This window comes from Oceaniferula spumae (genome assembly GCF_042849255.1).
Classification (GTDB): Bacteria; Verrucomicrobiota; Verrucomicrobiia; order Verrucomicrobiales; family Akkermansiaceae; genus Oceaniferula; species Oceaniferula spumae.
In genome coordinates this window covers 297,949-313,738 of the sequence record NZ_AP026866.1, presented here as the reverse complement: position 1 = coordinate 313,738, position 15,790 = coordinate 297,949, and the positions used below count along the sequence as shown (strand labels likewise).

At 51.4% G+C, this 15,790-nt stretch carries 14 protein-coding genes; 6 read left to right on the top strand and 8 right to left on the bottom strand.

Translation table 11 applies throughout. The annotated features are described in order from the left end of the window. Nucleotides 1-61: 61 nt before the first annotated feature. Both ACSPJT_RS01320 and ACSPJT_RS01315 read right to left on the bottom strand, forming a co-directional pair. Nucleotides 62-670, bottom strand: a complete 609-nt coding sequence (locus ACSPJT_RS01320) for a ribonuclease HII (RefSeq protein WP_435894575.1) — start codon at nucleotides 668-670, stop codon at nucleotides 62-64. Nucleotides 671-781: 111 nt separating this feature from the next. Beyond that, nucleotides 782-1,321, bottom strand: a complete 540-nt coding sequence (locus ACSPJT_RS01315; RefSeq protein ID WP_435894574.1) for a CAP domain-containing protein — start codon at nucleotides 1,319-1,321, stop codon at nucleotides 782-784. 256 nt (nucleotides 1,322-1,577) lie between these two features. Between ACSPJT_RS01315 and ACSPJT_RS01310 the strand changes: the two genes are divergently transcribed. Genes ACSPJT_RS01310 through rsmI form a run of 3 tightly spaced genes read left to right on the top strand, consistent with a single transcriptional unit; the run spans nucleotide 1,578 to nucleotide 3,809 of the window. Next, entirely contained in the window at nucleotides 1,578-2,558 is a 981-nt protein-coding gene (locus ACSPJT_RS01310; RefSeq protein ID WP_435894573.1) for a tetratricopeptide repeat protein, read from the top strand. Between the two features lie 53 nt (nucleotides 2,559-2,611). Then, a complete protein-coding gene (gene lptE / locus ACSPJT_RS01305) occupies nucleotides 2,612-3,118 on the top strand; it encodes an LPS assembly lipoprotein LptE (protein ID WP_435894572.1) in 507 nt (168 codons plus the stop codon). A gap of 19 nt (nucleotides 3,119-3,137) precedes the next feature. Beyond that, on the top strand, nucleotides 3,138-3,809 hold the full coding sequence (rsmI, locus tag ACSPJT_RS01300) for a 16S rRNA (cytidine(1402)-2'-O)-methyltransferase (protein WP_435894571.1): 672 nt from the start codon (nucleotides 3,138-3,140) through the stop codon (nucleotides 3,807-3,809). A 200-nt stretch (nucleotides 3,810-4,009) separates the two neighbouring features. Here the strand turns inward: rsmI and ACSPJT_RS01295 are convergent, their stop codons facing one another. Further along, a complete protein-coding gene (locus tag ACSPJT_RS01295) occupies nucleotides 4,010-5,527 on the bottom strand; it encodes a CPBP family intramembrane glutamic endopeptidase (protein ID WP_435894570.1) in 1,518 nt (505 codons plus the stop codon). 314 nt (nucleotides 5,528-5,841) lie between these two features. Here ACSPJT_RS01295 and ACSPJT_RS01290 point away from each other — a divergent pair, with 314 nt between their 5' ends. After that, complete coding sequence (locus ACSPJT_RS01290; protein ID WP_435894569.1) at nucleotides 5,842-6,216, top strand: hypothetical protein; 375 nt, start codon at nucleotides 5,842-5,844, stop codon at nucleotides 6,214-6,216. An 86-nt stretch (nucleotides 6,217-6,302) separates the two neighbouring features. Here the strand turns inward: ACSPJT_RS01290 and ACSPJT_RS01285 are convergent, their stop codons facing one another. From ACSPJT_RS01285 to ACSPJT_RS01265, 5 genes are read right to left on the bottom strand one after another with little or no spacing between them, the layout of a single operon-like run. Continuing rightward, the gene (locus ACSPJT_RS01285; RefSeq protein ID WP_435894568.1) at nucleotides 6,303-7,583 is read right to left on the bottom strand and encodes a dihydroorotase; all 1,281 of its coding nucleotides are present in this window, start codon (nucleotides 7,581-7,583) and stop codon (nucleotides 6,303-6,305) included. 55 nt (nucleotides 7,584-7,638) lie between these two features. Next, complete coding sequence (locus ACSPJT_RS01280; protein WP_435894567.1) at nucleotides 7,639-8,568, bottom strand: aspartate carbamoyltransferase catalytic subunit; 930 nt, start codon at nucleotides 8,566-8,568, stop codon at nucleotides 7,639-7,641. Then, nucleotides 8,540-8,914 (bottom strand): hypothetical protein, encoded by a 375-nt coding sequence (locus tag ACSPJT_RS01275; protein WP_435894566.1) that lies wholly within the window; start codon nucleotides 8,912-8,914, stop codon nucleotides 8,540-8,542. Before ACSPJT_RS01275 ends, ACSPJT_RS01280 begins: the two co-directional genes overlap by 29 nt. Then, on the bottom strand, nucleotides 8,914-9,441 hold the full coding sequence (gene pyrR / locus ACSPJT_RS01270; RefSeq protein WP_435894565.1) for a bifunctional pyr operon transcriptional regulator/uracil phosphoribosyltransferase PyrR: 528 nt from the start codon (nucleotides 9,439-9,441) through the stop codon (nucleotides 8,914-8,916). Before pyrR ends, ACSPJT_RS01275 begins: the two co-directional genes overlap by 1 nt. Nucleotides 9,442-9,450: 9 nt before the next feature. Further along, nucleotides 9,451-9,849, bottom strand: a complete 399-nt coding sequence (locus tag ACSPJT_RS01265) for an AIR carboxylase family protein (RefSeq protein ID WP_435894564.1) — start codon at nucleotides 9,847-9,849, stop codon at nucleotides 9,451-9,453. A gap of 151 nt (nucleotides 9,850-10,000) precedes the next feature. Here ACSPJT_RS01265 and ACSPJT_RS01260 point away from each other — a divergent pair, with 151 nt between their 5' ends. Beyond that, nucleotides 10,001-12,232, top strand: a complete 2,232-nt coding sequence (locus ACSPJT_RS01260; RefSeq protein WP_435894563.1) for a tetratricopeptide repeat protein — start codon at nucleotides 10,001-10,003, stop codon at nucleotides 12,230-12,232. A gap of 169 nt (nucleotides 12,233-12,401) precedes the next feature. Beyond that, entirely contained in the window at nucleotides 12,402-15,761 is a 3,360-nt protein-coding gene (locus ACSPJT_RS01255; protein WP_435894562.1) for a S41 family peptidase, read from the top strand. The last annotated feature ends 29 nt before the right edge of the window (nucleotides 15,762-15,790 follow it).

Sequence of the window (15,790 nt, the reverse complement as noted above, 5' to 3'; positions counted from 1 at the left end):
GGGCTGGGGTGATTGCTTTTTATGGTCCGCCTTTTTGTAAGCTAACCGCTTGTAAATGCTGCTATTGAAGCAGTTGGGCAATGGGGGCGAAGGTTCGCCGATGGATTGGGCATGGTCCGTGTGCACGCAACGCGTCCAAATGGAGCTTGGTGCCGTAGCCTTTGTGGCGTTCGAAACCATACTCGGGGTATTTTTCCGCATACTGCACCATCAGTCGGTCTCGCGAGACTTTGGCGATGATACTGGCAGCTGCGATCGAGAGGCTTTTGCCGTCACCTTTGACGATACCGTCGGACTTGATCGGGAAATTTTTAACCGGCAAGCCATCGATCAGACAGAAATCGGGTGCCGGTTTCAACGACAAAGTGGCCCGGACCATCGCAGCGTGGGTCGCATGGAGGATATTGATCGATTCTATTTCATCTACCTCAGCATAGGAATGCCCCCAGATGACATCCTCTCGCTCCGTTAGCTCCGTATAAAGAAGCTCTCTTCGCTTCTCAGTGAGCTTTTTCGAATCATCCAACAATGGATGGGTGAAGCCCGGTGGAAGAATGACAGCTGCTGCGGAGACAGGGCCCGCCAAAGGTCCTCGGCCAGCTTCGTCAATACCGGCCACCATGGTGTAACCTTCGTTAATTTGAAGCTGTTCGAGTTCGTAATCAGGCATGGTGGGTAGATTTCTTATCCAGCTATGGTGGCTAGAAAAGAAAAATCCGGCGGGTCCTCCCTCATTAAAAGGACCCGCCGGATATAGGGATGCTATGAAAAAAAATTTAATCTACCACCCGATCGGGGTGACCGAGCGAGGAACTCCGGTGCCACTGACTCCGAGGAGCATGGTCACGTAAGTCTTACCATCACGGCCTACACTTACGCCAATGCCGGTGGTGTTCCATGTCTGGCGAAGAGTGCGATTGTGCTCTGGGCTACCTTTCCAGGATTGAACGATAGCTGAGGCTGCATTTCCGGAAGAAGTGGAATTAGCCAGTTCTGTCACGTTTTCGATGTTGAGTCTGAGTGATGCGTATTGAGCACGATTATTGGAGCCCATTGTGCTGGCTTGACCATTGGTAGCTCCTCGACTCATGAAGTCGGCTTGCTTTTGAGCCAAACGGTTCAGGCCGCTGTTGCCACGAAGTGGTTTCATGCCTGACTGTGCGCGGTCAGCGTTGATCATGGAGAAAATGCGTTCGGCGACGGCACGTTCGTTGGAGGAAGGTTTAGAGGCTGGCTTGGTTGTTTCAGCAAGATTTGATGCACAAGATGAAACAAGGAGGGCGACACTGCAACAGGAGAGGAGGCGGGTAATTGCTTTCATGGGGCGCAATAAGCCACTTTTTTATAAACTTGTCCAGATATTTTTAATAAAAATAACATATGCGCCCGTTTGACATACGCATTTATGTAATAAATCCGTTAGAGTTAGAATGTCTCAATTTTTGGTTTGCCTGACATATTTTTGATGGTTAAATGATCGGTTAGATTGCGGGCTCCCATACAGTGCGTGCATTGAGCTACTTTAAAATCCGGCCATTCTTCTTGGCAAATCGAAATGGATTACCTAGCTTCCAGCCATGCGTATAGATGCCGCCCTCCCCATTTCCCTTGCCCGTCTCAGTGTGTCCGCCGGTCTCAGCCTGGGGCTGGCATTACTCAGTTCATGTGGATCAGATTCTGATGACCTTCCTTTGGTGTCGGGAGCTGGAGGAACTACTGCCACTGGAACATCTCCGGCTGCAGCCAGCCTGTTAGCCCAAGGCCGAGCTTATCAAAATGCTGGAAACACTCGGAAGGCCTTATCAACATACAAGCAGATCAATAAAGAATATCCCTATTCAGTATCTGCCGGTGAAGCAAGTTTCTCCGAGGCGCAAATCTTGGACAAAGAGGGTGATCTTTTCAAAGCCTTTGAATCCTATCAGGTTCTAATCTCACGGCACCAGGCAAGCCCCCATTACGCCACCGCGATCCAGCGCCAGGAAGCCGTTGCCCATGCTGCGGCCAACGGAGTCATTAAAAACAATTTCCTCGGAATGAAAACCCGCATCAGTCCGGACAAGGTGGAGAAAATGCTCGGTCAAGTCCGAGACAATGCTCCTCAAGCAGCAAGCGCATCCAAGGCTCAATACACCATTGGCCGTGTCTGGCAGAAGGAAGGCAATGCTGACAAAGCCATCGCTGCTTATCGTCGTATGGCTACCGACTATTCCTCAAGCCCATACGCCCCTGAAGCACTCTATCAGACCGGTGAAATCCTCGTGATCAAGGCTGAGCGTGGCAACCAAAACAAAGCCAACGTCAACAGCGCCCGTGATATCTACAACGATCTGCTACAGCGCTACCCAAGCCACTCCCGTGCTGCCGACGCACGTCGTCGACTGGCATTGTTAGGTGGACAGGATATTCAGCGTAGTTTTGATGTGGCCGAATTCTATCGAGGCAAAGGCCAGACACAGTCAGCCCTGTTCTACTATCGTGAAGTCACTAGCAAGACCAAGAGTGGAGCACTTTACAACAAAGCCAAGCAACGTATCGCCGAGCTTGGTGGCCAGTAAATGGCACCACAGTCTGACTCCCCCTGCCCCGTATTCCACTATCCTGCACAAGCGTGAAATCCATTCTTCTTCTCATCATCCCCTTTCTTCTCGCATCTTGTGCCGGATATCAAATGGGCGGTTCCAAACCCAGCCATCTCGCCAATATCAACAGCATTCACGTGCCGTTGTTTAAAAACGATACTTTGCTGGTCCGAGCCGAAGCCTATGCCACTAACAGTGCTGTGGATGCGATTACTCGCGATGGCACCTATCGGATTGCGACTGCCTCTTCCGCTGACGCCGTCTTAGAGGGCCGAGTTGAGGAAGTGAAATACAGCCAAGTCAGCTCCTCTCGGACCGATACCTTGCGATCCGAAGAACTGAGTATGGAAATCACCCTCGCTTGGATTCTGCGTGATGCCAGGAATCCGACCCGCATACTCGAGAGGGGGCAATCTCGTGGCCAGACCCGTTTCTTTGCAGGAGGTAACTTGCATGTGGCCCGCACCAATGCCCTGCCTGATGCTTTGCGCCGCGCGACCGAGTCCATGACCGTGCGACTGGCTGACGGATTCTAACCCCGCTCTCATTGCGACCGTGTTTACTTTTGTCCCCACCCCCATTGGCAATCGTGGTGACATCACCTTGCGGGCCTTGGAGGTCCTGCGATCGGTCGATCTAATCGCTTGTGAGGATACCCGGCACTCCCGGCCGCTACTGAAGCATTATGAAATCGATCAAACTCTGGTTTCATTGCATGACCATAACGAGGCACATCGACTGCCAGAACTGATAGAAAAAGCCAAAGCAGGCTCTCACATCGCGGTGATATCGGACGCAGGCATGCCGCTGATCTCAGACCCTGGTTATCGTTTGATGCAAGCGTGTATCGCAGAGGATATTGCTTACACCGTCTTGCCCGGTCCATCCGCCGTGCTGACCGCTTTGGCTGGGTCCGGATTTCCCTGCCACGCGTTCAGCTTTGATGGTTTCCTCCCTGTGAAAAAAGGCAAACGTCGCAAGGCCCTCGAAGCCGCGATCTCCGCAGAGAAGACAGCCATATTTTTTGAGTCCCCGCACCGCCTGCTCTCAACGCTTGAAATACTCACCGACATCAACCCGGAGCTTCCAGTCTGTGTTGCGCGCGAGCTGAGTAAGAAATTCGAAACATACCACCGTGATGGAGCTGCAACTCTGTGGGAATACTTCAAGCAACATCCGCCCAAGGGGGAAATCGTCCTGTTGTTGGACGTCAGTCAGGCTTCCTGATCCCAGCGCGATTCGTAATACGAATCCCTTCCTACAATGCTAACCTCTTGGGAAAGCGCAAACGCCGGAGCCACGGTATAGCGCCCCTTTCTATCACGATGAATAAGCTGTTTCTCCCATGGTTCCTCCTTTGCCAGCTCAATTATCTCCACGCTATAGAGCCTGGTTAAGGAAGGCAGCGAGTGATTACTCGATCTGGCTTACCAGAGATTTTCAGGACTCTGATACATGGTCCATTTCCACAATGTGACAACTAGATTGTAACAGGCATGGCAGAGCACACATGGCAGCAGCGAGTTAGTTCTCTGATAGAGATACGCCATGATCACGCCAAAGACAAACACGCCGAGAAGATCCTGAAAGCCATAGAAATGAACCATTGCGAATACAAAGGATGATAGAAACACGGCGAGATGTAAGCCGCATCTGTTTTTTAGCACGTTGAATAGAAATCCCCGGTAAACTATCTCTTCGCAAATGGGTGCAAGAATTACGGCAGAGCATAGCCCCCAGGCTAATCCAACCCATCCATATTCGTCAGAGATTAGCACTTGGGTAGGGTCGATGGGAAACCATTCAATTGGCATCCAATAGATCAACATATCGAATAACCACGACACTGCGAGAGCCGCTAACACCCAGTGCATCAACCTTGGAACGGGTGTAAAAAAGGTTCGCCAAGCGTAGCCTATCCGTCCGAAGAATACCCACACTAACAGCGCAACCCCTATGACTCGATAGAGTGTGTCGTAAAGAAAGACACGGACCCACCAGTCGGTTGTGCTGATGTTGATGGGTGTTGTTTGCCAGAGCAATTCATAGAGTGTGCTGGCCGCAAAGTCAGCGAGAACAAACATGATAATTCCCGTCGAGAGCAACCAGCTTTTCGGAAATCGACGGCCAGCTAGAGCGACATCGGTATACGCCACCAAGTGGCGCTGTGAGATATCAGTGAGTGCAGCAAAGCTAAATTTTCTCGTCAGTTGCACGGCTAGAACAATGCCCAACAAAAATACAAACAAAGTCGACAGACTAAACTTGGTATTTGCGACTAGTAGGTTTTGTTTTTCCTTCTGAATGAGATCCTGAAGTGCTTGATGTTTTTCTGTATCGGGCGTTACCGACATGGCTTTTTCGGCCAAGAACATTTCTCTCCAACTCCGCGGTGACATGGCGATGACCTCCTGCAAATACCACCAGTCGTCTGATGCAAGTTCCTCTCCGGCCAGCAATCTATGGAGGATCCAAGTGGTGGTCATTTTCTCCTCTGGAAGATCCGCCATGACCTTTCGACAATCGGCACCTCTATCAGACGCCAGATAGAGACAGGCCAGCACAGAAAGACCGTCCTCCCCAAGCATCTTGATCTCTTGGGCTTTTTCCAAATACAGAATTGCTTCCTTGCGAGCATCTTCTCTGGATTCGGTTCCGGCCAACCAACGCTCAACTGCGCTGTGAGATTCGGCTTGCTCGGACACTAACAAATTAACTGAAATATAATCGAGTAAGCTCGCCTCATCATCTGGGCCCACATACGGATCTCGAGAATATTCTCCTAACTGACTGAACAACCAGAGAATGGCGAGAACGGCAGCTACTTTTCCGCGTGAGATGCGGAAATAGCGTAGGTAGCCTGGCGAGTGCTCTAGACGCTGAAACTGCCGAGCATCGTCTGATCGAGCGCCATTCTCATCTCGGGGTGGTTCTGTATCTAGCATTGATCCAATGTCTGCTCAGGAGCGGTAATAACAGTGCGAGGTTATCTGCCCCGAATCATGCGATCACAAACGGTTCAGCACAAGCAAAGGAATCTTCGGGCTCAATGATTCGAACCGTATCTGTGAGCCGTTCTCTGCAACTAAATCAGTCTAACGTAAATCTGTTAGCTAAATAGTCCGCATATGCTGAAGAGTTTTTCTAAAAAAATATCCACTACCTAGTGGAGTTAGAGCCCTTGTATCCGCAATACCTTTACCTCATGTGAGCATTGGGAGATAATGTGCAACGAGTCATAACACTCCCCCTCCCTCCCATGAAATCACCTAAAAAAACATCCGGATCCAGCAACATGCGCTGGTTTTTAATTTTAAATATATCCATCGCTGTAGTGCTTGTCTGTGCTGCGGGCATCCTCAAAAAAGGTTCAGCAGGATATCAAGGTCAGGCTACATTCGACCGTAACTACATCGCCATGACCAAAGCTGAAAAAGACAATGGCACTTTGAAGCGTGGCATTGTCTACACCGAGGCAGCTCGCGCCGATGCCTACCGCTCACTGATGAACATCAGCCACGGAGCATCCATCACATGGATTCTTGTTGCTGTGGCCTTTATCATGAATGCTGCATTTATCTTCCGTATGAGTCGCAAGCACGAACTCATGCTGGCAGATGCCCACGCAGCCTGATTGCTGAGCTACAAACATTCAATTACATCCGCCGGAATGCCTCTGCGTTCCGGCGTTTTTTTGTCCGTAGACAACCGTAACGTAGCCTACCGCTCCAATAAAACATCGTCACCTAACACTACCAGATCGATGCTGCCATCGAGTGTTTTGTCTAGGAAAGGCGTATTCTGGCTTTGCGACTGCATGTAGTCGGCGGTGAAAGTCGTTTGGCCATCTGGGTTGAAGAGCAAGAAGTCTGCTTTGCCACCTTCGGAAATCGGAACAGCTTCGAGTCCCATCATGCGACGAGGTTGTGCTGAGTAGCGATTCACTACCAGTCCCCAGCCGAATTCTCCTGTTTTCACGTAGTAGTGATAAAGGGAAATAAGAGCGGTTTCGAGACCGGTGATGCCATTGGGAGCGTTGACGAAATCTTGGGACTTTTCGAACGGTGTGTGTGGTGCGTGGTCCGTGGCAATGATATCGAAGACCCCTTCTTTAAGGCCTTCTAACAGCGCTTTATTATCCTCCGCTGTACGCAACGGAGGATTCATTTTATAGTGGGTATCGTAGTCACCGATATCTTCCTCGTTGAAAAGTAAGTGGTGCGGTGAAACCTCGGCCGTCACTTTGGCTCCCATTTCTTTCCACCAGCGGATGGTTTCCATGCCTATCTTACTTGAGACGTGCTGGATGTGGAGTCGGGCTCCAGTGGCGTGTGCCAGACGAATGTCGCGGTCCATGCAGATCTCTTCGCTGCATGCAGGTGTGCCTTGGATCCCCAGGCGGTGGCTAACCACACCCTCGTTCAGAGCGCGTGGGCCTGAAAGTTCCAACACCTCGCAGTGACTGGCAAAAAAGCAGTCGAACTCAGAAGCATACTCCATCGCATGTTTCAGCAGCAACAAATCTGGAACCGCATCGCCGTCATCGGTGAGCATTTTCACGCCAAGACTGAGCATGCCGTCGATGCCTGCAAGCTCCTTACCTTCACGGCCTTTGGTAATACAGCCAGAGGTGTAGACCGGAATACGGGCATCGCGTTTGGCAATGTCGTAAATCGTGCGGACCATAGCAGCGGAATCAATTGCGGGGGCTGTGTTAGGCATCAGAACCACACCTGTGACACCACCATTGATAGCGGCCTCCGTGCCTGACTTAATTGTCTCCTTGGCCTCCTGCCCCGGTTCACGCATGTGAATGTGCGTATCAAACATCGCGGGCATGAGGATCTTGTTAGCCGCGTCGATGATCTTGGCTCCGTCGGGAGCTGAGATGTTTTGGCCGATTTTTGAAATGGTGCCATTTTCCACCAGCACATCGGCAGGTGTTAGGTCGTCATTTTCCTCGCAGGCAATCCGAGTATTTTGAATCAGTAAAGTAGACATATATAAAAGTGAGTAGGTAGAACGGTGTGTGTAAAATATGGATTGCCGGTTCAGATCAGGCTTCCGGCACTTGATCAGGCTTAAGCCAGTAGAGCACAGCCATGCGTGCGGCGATTCCGTTTTCCACCTGTTGATTGATGAGGCAGCGATCGTAGTCCATCACTGCATCGCAGAGTTCCACGCCGCGGTTCACCGGACCAGGATGCATAATGTAGGTGCCTTGGTCGGAGAGTTGTTTGAAGCGATCGTAGGTAATGCCGTAGAGTTTGGTGTATTCCCGCAGGCTTGGGAAATATTGCACCGCCTGACGTTCCATCTGCACTCTCAGAAGATATACGCAGTCGGGTGCCCAGCGCATGGCTTCATCGTAGTTGGTGAAGCGTTTGATATCTTTGGGTCCATGCTTAGGAACCAATGAACCCGGTCCCAGCCAAGCGACTTCCACGCCAAGCTTGCGCATGAGTGTGGAGGTGGATCGCGCCACACGACTGTGTAGAATATCGCCGACAATCAGGATTTTTTTCCCAGTGAGATCAGGAAATACTTCGCGAAAGGTAAACCCGTCTAACAGAGCCTGAGTGGGATGAGCGTGGGCGCCGTCGCCAGCATTGATCACACAGGCTTTGGTTTCCCGGGCGATCATTTGCGGAAGCCCGGGCATTTTGTTACGCACGATGATGTAATCGGTGCGCATCGCCTGGAGGGTATCGATAGTGTCTTTGACGGTCTCCCCTTTGACGACGGACGAATGTGGCACGTCGAAGTTAGTGACATCTGCAGAGAGACGTTTGGCGGCAACTTCAAAAGATGAGAGCGTCCGAGTGCTTGGTTCGTAGAACAGGGTCAGCACCGATTTACCTTTCAAGGCTGGCACCTTTTTCACCGAGCGGGTGAACAAATCTTTAAACGGCCCTGCCTGATCGAGCAAATGCTCAATTTCCTCACGGCTGAGGGATTCAATATCTAATAGGTCCTTGCGGGTCATTGGAGGTCGGCTCAAACTGAGCGAGGTAATACACAGAACCGAACACCAGCACAAGTAATGATATAATGGCCATGAAGGCCGCATGGTGTCGGGAGCGAGGTTTTTTCCAGAAGATGAAAAGAGCTCCTAGCAGAGAGAGCGAGGCACAGCTGAGCGCAGGAATGTAGATGGCCGCAATAGCCAACCCAGCGCTGGTAAGAGACAGCAGATATCCAAGCCCTATAAACAGTGGGTGCAAAGCCTGGGCTTTGATAGCCTGCACTGGCGGGCGAACAGCAAATGCATTACGTCGCCGGAGATCTTCGAGCTCCTGTTTGTCTTGTTTTCTCTCCGGGATCTTGGTCATCAATCCTTATTCTCGGTGACCTCCACGGAGTCGACACCATCGGTGTCTTTCAACTTCACATCGACGTAGTCCATGCGTTTGGTCTCAAGTTTGATCCCGATGTAATCCGGAGCAAACGGGAGTTCGCGGTGACCGCGGTCGATTAGCACTGCGAGTTCAATCTTCGCAGGACGACCGTAGTCCATGATGGCATCGATAGCCGATCGTACGGTGCGACCGGTGAATAATACATCATCAACAATAATGATGTGAGCTCCATCGACAGCGAAAGGAATCTCACTGCCTTGGAGCTTAGGATTTGAGTTCAGGTGGGCTAGATCATCCCGGTAGAGAGATATATCCAGCACACCCATAGGAACTTTCACCCCCTCTCCTTCTAAAGCAGAGAGGATGCGTTCGGCGACTTCATCGCCACGGCTGCGAAGTCCAACCAACACGAAGCCCGCTTGGGGATTCCGTTCAAGAATCCCGGCGGTCAACAATTTCACCGCCTGAGCGATGTCGGTCTCTGTCAAAGCACGTGGCATGACGAGTTACTAAGCTCCAGCAAGCTGAAGAATCCGGTGAGCGGCCATAGCTGCATTCGCAGGTGCTTTCTTATGAAGACCCACGGTAGTAGCTGGCACACCACCTGGAAGCTGGCTGATGGATAGCAGAGCATCGATGCCATTGAGTGGACCTCCCGGTACGGGAACTCCGATAACAGGGAGCGATGTCTTCATGACAACCACACCAGGGAGAGCGGCGGCAAGACCGGCAATCGCGAGGATCACGGCTTTTTCGCCTTTTTCCTCAAGCTTACCGAGATACTCGATTAGTTCGCTCAGATTCCGATGCGCCGAGAGGACGGTCTCCTCGTAAGTTACTCCGGCATCTTTCAAATATTCGCGGGCAGGCTCCATGAAGGGAACGTCATTAGCACTGCCGTATATCATAATAACTTTCATTGCGCCCCCTGACTAGACGCTGTCCGAATACTTGGCAAGAAATATGGCGTAAAATGCGACAGCTTCCTTCAACGTGGCCATTTCCCATCCGGCTTTTGCATTTGCAAGGTGGTTGAAAATTAGCTAGTTTGCTCGGCCCATGAGTGATCACCACCTACCGATCCGGGAGTTCAAGCCATTCCGGTTTGTCCTGCCCCTTTTACTTGCTTGCTTTGTGATGGCCACGCTTGCCCCTCAGGCATCTGCCCAGCAGGACCCTCGTGCTCTTGATCCTGCGGATGTCTTTTTCCAAGCATGGCTGACCATCCGAGATGCTGAAAAACTCGAAAAGGAGGAAAAATATGGCGATGCGTGGCGGAAATACCGTCAAGCGGCCAAATACTATGATGTTTTATCTCGTTTCCATAAGGGGTGGAAACCTCATTTGGTCGAAGGAAGGATCAAAACAACCAACGAATCAATCAAAGGCATCGAACCCAAAGCCGCCGCTGAACTAGCTGGCAAGCAGGCTAAGACCAAGGATCTTGTCGAGGGTGGGCCACAGAAACCAGATGCTGGGGACGCTACCGGAAGCGGCGATCAGAGGATGCCGACACCCACTACACCGCGTATTACACCGGCTCCAAGCATCGCACAAAACTCGGCCACCAGTGAGTTGCAACGCCGACTCAACATTCTCGAAATGGACAACAAACGACTCCGCGAAGAGCTCACCAAATCACGCAGCATGCCTGCGGGCAGCGGAGGCAGTAAAGCGGAGCAGCAGAGGCTGATTGATCAGATCGCCCGTCGTGACAGAGAACTCACCACTCTCCGGAACATTTTGGCCCGCGCCCCACTTCAGAAGGACATGGACCAACTGGCTCGCCAGAATCGCACCATCAAAGCTGAAATTGGTATCACAGCCCGTGCATTGAAAGAATCTCAGCGTCAGCTTGCCGAAGCTAAAAAAACTGCGCTGAAACATAAAGAAGACGCTGAACTGACCCAACGTCGTGTCGAAGAGCTCCAGAAGGACATGGATGCTCAAAAGAAAATTGATAACCGCGTGGTGCGCGAACTTCGTAAGGAGCTGACCACAGTTACCGGCATGCTGGAATCCACTCGTCGCGAGCTGGGAGCCGCGAATGCCAAGGTGGCCAGAATGGAGCGCAGTTTGAAAGAGTCTCAAGCCACCATTCAGGAGCTCACAACAGAGCGTGATGCTTTGCGCACCGAGCGTGACACCCTTTCTAACATTCTGAAAAAAAGCGACTCTGCCGGAGTTCAGAAACTCATCGCTGAGAATATGCGCTTGGGTAAAGAATTGAAAGAATCCCTCGATCGTCTCGAGTTTCTCAATCGCAGTAACAATGCCACTAAGGACGAACTGATCGAAGCCAAGCGAGACCTCGCGATCGCCAAGACCCGCATCATGCAATACCAGCAAGAGCAGTCAGATCACACCCGTAGGATTAAAACTCTGGAAAAACAGCTGTCGGACGCAGAGGCTGATCTACTGGCTTCCAAATCAAAGACCGGAGGTTCTGCCGAGAGTGCTGCCAAATCTGAAGAGGTCGAAATTCTCAAAGCCACTGTCAAACGGCTGATTGCGTCCCAAGAACGCCGTCGTACCGCCGAAAAAATCCTCTGGGAAACCTACCAAAAATCCCAAGTCAACATCCCCGGCCTGCCTGAAGTGATCCGCGATATTCGTAGCGCGAAAGTCGAACTAACAGATCAGGAAAAAGGTCTGATGGTAGTTCGTCGTCCAGACAGTGAGTTTACCAGCCCGGAACGCGTTTCATTGCCACACGCCCGTGCCTTTGGAAATGCTCTCGAGGAGGAAATCGCCACTTACAATCCTCTGATGAAACGAGCTTTCGAAAAAGGCCGTTACGAGGCTGCCAGACAGATCCTCGAAGACATGGACGAACGATTCCCCGGCCACTTCCCCACCCTCTGCAATCGCGGTGTCGTGGAACTGAAAACCCAGCACTACACCGAGGCCACGGAATACTTCAGCGAAGCCATCACCATGCGTGAAAACAGCAGTTATGCCCACCACATGCTTGGACTTTCGCTCTACCAGAGCAAAGACTTCGATGGAGCTCGGAATGCATTCCAGCGCTCGCTTGATCTCAAGCCTGGCAATGCCAAGGCTCATCTATACCTGGGAATTCTCGCTGGTGCTGGCAAAAGGTTCCAGCAGGCCGAAGAGCATTTCGCCACAGCGATCAAATTCGACTCCACCCTGTCCGAAGCTTACTTCAACCTTTCTGTTCTCTCCTTGCAGCAGAACAAAAAGAAAGAAGCTGCCGACTATTACGGTAAAGCACTTGATAATGGTTTCCAGCCAGATCCTGACCACGAGTCAAAACTTGCGAAGTAATCAGCAATACTCAACGTAGTATTCACTGACCTTCCGCCAACTGTGGTTAAAAGCACAGACTGGTACGTACGCTATCGGAGGAGCAATGCCTCAGATGGCGGAATTATTAAATGCGCACACAAGTACCAGAGTGCGTGCCGCTAATCCACCACATCATCCGCCACTCCATATGTTTCCTCGTCTTGCCACTCTCCTCTCTCCGTTTTTTCTTTCCGCTCTGCTCACGATAGCAGCGCACGCCGCCCAGCCGATCCGCATGGCGTATTACCCGGATATTTCCCCAGACGGCTCCACCATCGTCTTTTCCTGGCAGGATGATATTTGGTCAGCGTCTGTGGAAGGAGGTGAGGCACGGCGACTGACCACTCACCCGGCACGGGACTTTGCTCCACGGTTCACGACTGATGGAAAATCGATCTGTTTCGGCAGCATGCGTGAGGGCAACTATCAGGCCTTCATCATGTCCAGTTCAGGCGGTGCTGCACGACAACTGACGTTCCATTCTGAAGGAGCCATTCTCCAAGACATTTCTCCTGACGGAAAATCGATCCTCGTCCAAGGCATCCGCGATAATTACGGCGCGAGGCCATATCGACTTTTCCAGGTTGGGATCGATGGCAAGTCACCGGAGAAAGAAATCTTCGACGCCCACGCACAGAACGGTCGGTATTCTGCCGATGGAAAGTCTGTGATCTTCACGCGCGAAGGAGCTCCGCGATATCGCAAGGGATATCATGGCACTCAAGCCAGTCAGGTCTGGACTTGGAAAACTAACAAAGACGGTCAGGATGTTTTTGAACAACCTGTTAGCAATGAGTTCGGCTGCCGTAATCCGGTTTTTGATCTGAAAGGCAATGGGTTTTACTACACCTGCGGAAGCCCTAACGGTTTCAATCTTTGGTATTACAATAACGCGGATAATAGTAACAAGCAGATCACCTTTTTCGATGATGACAGCGTGATGCAACCCGCTATTTCACGCGATGGTTCAACGATGATTTTCCGGCACCTTTTTGACCTCTACGTGCTGCCCCTCACCACGTCAGACTCGGATCAACCTGCTGAGCCCAAGAAACTCAAGCTGTGGCACAATGAAGACCTGGACATGGATGAACCGCACGAGATGGTCATCAAGAAGACCAGCGACGTAACTTTCTCCCCCAGTGGACTGGAAACGATCTTCACTGCCCGTGGTGATCTCTGGGCCATGGATACCATCCTCAAAAAACCTAACAGACTCACCAGCACTCCTGGCCATGAGAAGGATGTGTGGTTTTCCCATGATGGAAAGTCCGTGCTCTACATTCACGATGATGGCATCAATACCGAAATTCGCCGCTTGGTAAAAACCAACCCTAACAAATACTGGTGGGAGGCGAAGCAGTGCAAACACACCGTCATCGTAAAGGCCGAAAGCCGTCCGACCAGTGTCATCCCAAGCCCGGATGGTAAAAAAATTGCCTACACCACCTTCCCCGGCAATCTCTGGGTTTGTGAGGCTGATGGCAGCAAACCTGCAAGAATTCTGGAATCTTGGGATATGCCTAACGTCAAGTGGTCACCCGATGGAAAATGGATCGCATACGCCGTGCAGGATGACGATTTCAACTCAGACATTTACATCGTCGCGGCCGATGGAGCCAGCGCCCCGGTGAACATCAGTCGTCACCCTGACAATGACTTTTCTCCTGCGTGGTCACCAGATGGGCGCAGGTTGGCTTTTGTTGGTCGTCACCACAAAGAGAACTACGACCTCTTCTATGTAGACCTCTATCGCTCGGACGAGGCCAAGGATACCGATGGTGAAACCCGCGAGCGTGCGCGCAAAGCCATGGAGAAAGATCCTAGCTACAAGGATACCGCTAAGAAGGTCGTGAAAAAAGCGATCGAGACTCTCACCAAAGATAAAAAGAAGCCTGAGGAAGAAGAAACCTTCGACTTCAAAAACATCTCACAGCGCATCAATCGTTTGGAGGTGAAAGGTGCGACTCCTCTCAGGGTGATATGGAACAGCGACTCCAAAAAGATATTGTTCCAGTCCAGATCTGGAAAAACAACCTATGCCATCGAGGCTAAGCCCGGAGGAAAGACCAGCAAGTTCGCCGAGGCAACGGGTGTTCCTATTCGGATGGATTCGAGAGGTAGACTCTTCTGGCTATCGGATGGCGTCCCAGCGGTCCTCGCCAGCGGCAAGAATGTCAAATACCCGTTCACGATCTACACCTACCGCGATCCTGAAAACTGGAAACGCATGACCTTCCGCACCGCATGGAATGTGATGCGCGATCAGTTTTATGATCCTTCGATGAATAATCGCGATTGGAATAAAGTCCGTGAAAAATACGAAGACATGGCCGCTACTGCCCCAACCTCTCTCGTTTTCGACCGGATCGCCAACATGATGTTAGGTGAACTCAATGCCTCACATATGGGTTTCCGTTCCCCCACGTGGCCTGAACCATGGAAACCTCGTGCCCTTTGGAAAGAGGAAACCGTGCATTTCGGTGTGCGCTTTGACGCCGATCACGAAGGCAAGGGGTGGAGAGTCTCGTCGGTCATTCCTAACAGCCCTGCCACCAGAAGTATCTCCGAGATTTCTCCGGGCGAACTCATCACTAAGGTGGGCTATGAAGAAGTGTCATCTGATACCCCACTAACAGATGTATTAAATCGCCGTCTCTCTGATCCAGTCTGGTTAACCGTAGAGGATGCTCAAGGAGAGGAACGTCAGGTCAAAGTTCAGCCGATTAGTTACGCAGCGGCTCGGAACTTAGTCAAAGACGCCCAAATCGATGAGACCGAGGCGGCTGTCGATAAACTCTCCGGCGGCAAACTCGGATACATCCACGTAGCCCGCATGATGTGGGACGAGTTTGAGCAGTTCGAGCATCACCTGTATGAACAAGGAGCGGGTAAAAAAGGTATCGTGATCGATGTCCGTGACAACGGTGGTGGATTCACTTCAGACCACTTACTGACTGCACTCTGTCAACCACGCCACGCTTTCACGATTCCTCGCAATGGTGGCGTGGGATACCCGCAGGACAGGATTGTTTATGCTACGTGGAACAAGCCGATCATCGTTCTTTGTAATCAGAACAGCTTTTCCAATGCCGAGATTTTCGCTCACGCCATCCGCAACCTTGATCGTGGAAAAATCGTGGGTGTGGCTACAGCAGGCGGTGTAATTTCCACTGGCAGTGCCAACATCATGGGGGCGACTATGCGGCTGCCGTTCCGCGGCTGGTTTAGCAGCGCCACAGGCCAAGATATGGAACTCAATGGAGCTGAACCTCATTTTGTCATCTGGAACAAGCCAGGAGAACTCAGCGCGGGAATTGATCACCAGTTAGAGAAGGCAGTCACGGTCTTGCTTGCCGAAGCTGACCAAGCCAAGAGTGGTCCAAGGGCTCATTATCGCAGTCATTCCGATGAAAAGAAGCCCAGCCAACCTGAAACACCCGGCACCCCGACGGTGAATCAACCGGTTCCTGGGAAATCCACTGATACAGAGAAAACGACCAACTAATCTGTTTACCTTGGCATCCAGCTGCCCTT